This window comes from Bizionia argentinensis JUB59, assembly GCF_000224335.1.
Classification (GTDB): Bacteria; Bacteroidota; Bacteroidia; order Flavobacteriales; family Flavobacteriaceae; genus Algorimicrobium; species Algorimicrobium argentinense.
Genome location: NZ_AFXZ01000023.1, coordinates 1 through 2,242 on the forward strand (window position 1 = coordinate 1; position 2,242 = coordinate 2,242).

Below are 2,242 nucleotides of genomic sequence, written 5' to 3' on the forward strand. Positions count from 1 at the left end.
AGTTTCAATGTTTTCAATTTCAGGTTTTATTAAATCGTAAAATCTCGATTTCTTTAAGGTATAATTCAATTCTCTTCCTTTTATTTTTTTCTCACCTTCATAAGTTAATTCATATAGTTTCGGTTTTTCCTTTGTCAAATCTATACTTCCTCCCCATTTTTCATTTTCATCATCAAACCATTGGAAACTTGCTTTTTCTTCGCTAGCATTAAGTTGTCCCCATCTTTGAGTTTTTTTTTTCCTAAATAATTTACCTTCTTCAAATACAATAAATGCTTGTCTTAGTTGATTTTCATTTTTATCATAAATACCTAAATAGGTATATGGTCTTATAAATTCATTCTCTCTTTTATTAAAAGCATCTTTTATGAGATTAATATTTTTCAATACTTCTTTTGGATTAAATGAAATGTTTACGTTCTCTTGATTCCCATAAGAAGAATCATTTGGTTTAGTGAAAAATGATAAATCAAGTTCTTTATCGGCAATTTCTATTAGGCTATCTTTTAATTCATCTAAAAAAATTAAATCATTTAGAGCATTGATGGAATTAGATTCAGGCATTCCATCTTCTCGGACTTCTGAAACTTTATTATTTTCTTTTTTTACTATTGTAGGTAATACATAAACTCCCATACGTTGATTTTTTTTTAGCTTAAAGATAACGGCTCGTGTATGAGAAGTGCGCGTTTGCGCTCGAGGATTTTCCGAAGGAAAATCTGAAGAAAGCAAACGCGCAACTACCATTAAGTTAAGCACCAAAATAAGCATTTTTTATACACCATGTTACCTACAGTAGTTTTTCATTTTTTCTAACTTAAAAATCAAAAAAAAACGAGAACATAAACTGGGCGAAAAACGGCTATTTAAACGAATCGTAAACGTGCTCAAATCGGCGTAATATTCCGTTAGAGTGGCAGGTCGAAAGTCGTAATTATTAACGCAACAGTGATAAATCAGAAGGGAATTAATTTTGCTAAATCAAAAGTTTTTTTCGTTTGAGTGAGATCAGATTTGCCGTTTAATTTTGCGTAAGAGTGGTGGGTTTTTATTGCGTTACGCTATTGTAGGTAACGGTTGGTATATGAAACGTAGCGTGTAAAAAGACGCTATCGTTTCGGATTATACACGAGCCGAATTTTTCTTTATTTTTACTAAAAGCCGGTAATAGCTATGTTTTATATACATTGTTAGGTTCAGTTATTTATAGATTAATCTTCTAAAATAAATTTACGAATTCTAACAAATGCTTTATTAGGTTTATCTCTCCAAACTCCGTGACCACAATTTTGAAATTCCTCAAATTGCACAAACTGTTCTGGCAAGGCTTTAACAATATCGCGAGAATCATCTATTGGGCATACCGGGTCAAGTTCTCCAGCAAGTACAAGCACGGCACATTGAGCACGAGATAAACCCGAAAGAAGACTCATATTCTGATATTCTCCATTTATCCACTTGAAAAGTATCTTACTCTTAAATGTAGAGCGCAATGAAGATTGATTGTTAGTCGAAATAACAGCAGAGTAAAATGGTCTACATAATACTTGATAAGCATTATAAGTCAATTCATTTGGATTTGTCCAGAATTTCTCTGCAACAATTCGTGCTTCAAGACCCCCTAGTTGTTCAAACTTTGCTAGTTTTCGATCGAGTCCAAAATTATGGGATGTACTTGATAATATTACCTTTAAAGGGTGATTTGGATGTCTTTCAATATATCGTTGTGCTACAAATCCTCCAAAAGATTGTCCAAGTACAATAGGTTTTATAATGCCAAGAGTATCACAAAGTTTCACTATGTCATCTGCAAGGATATCAAGTGTCAATTCTTTTATAGGACGTGAATCACTTCTTCCGTGTCCACGATGGTCATAATAAACAATTTGGACGATATCAGAAAGTTGAGAGAAAGCAGGTTTGAAACTTGAATGGTCATAACCAGGTCCGCCGTGAAGGAGAATCAATGTGGGTTTTTCTCGCATTACTGATTTATCTGGCGCTAAACTGATACCTTCAATATCTACAAAAAGACGAACATTTGATTCAATTAGAATTTTCATTTTTTATAAAGCTTTACTGGAATAGCTATTAAATAGTATTTAATCATAATTTTGATGGTTTCGTCTAATTGTACCTAACGTTTATGTATAAGAATAGTTGCGGGTTTGTATGCGAGGATTTTCCGAAGGAAAATCAGACGTTACAAACACGCAACGACCTTTGATTAAGCACTAAACCG

2 protein-coding genes are annotated in these 2,242 nt (G+C 32.8%); both read right to left on the reverse strand.

The window, feature by feature from the left end; genetic code table 11:
* A partial coding sequence (locus tag BZARG_RS07450; protein WP_040288173.1) for a hypothetical protein occupies positions 1–747 on the reverse strand: 747 nt, incomplete at its 3' end.
* Positions 748–1,211: 464 nt separating this feature from the next.
* Positions 1,212–2,063 carry an alpha/beta fold hydrolase gene (locus tag BZARG_RS07455; RefSeq protein WP_008636950.1) on the reverse strand — a complete coding sequence of 284 codons (852 nt, stop codon included), beginning with the start codon at positions 2,061–2,063 and terminating at the stop codon, positions 1,212–1,214.
* Between the last annotated feature and the right edge of the window lie 179 nt (positions 2,064–2,242).

Coding starts and splice junctions, on each gene's coding strand:
- BZARG_RS07455 (WP_008636950.1), bottom strand. CDS start 2,063: ATGAAAATTCTAATTGAATCAAATGTTCGTCTTTTTGTAGATATTGAA.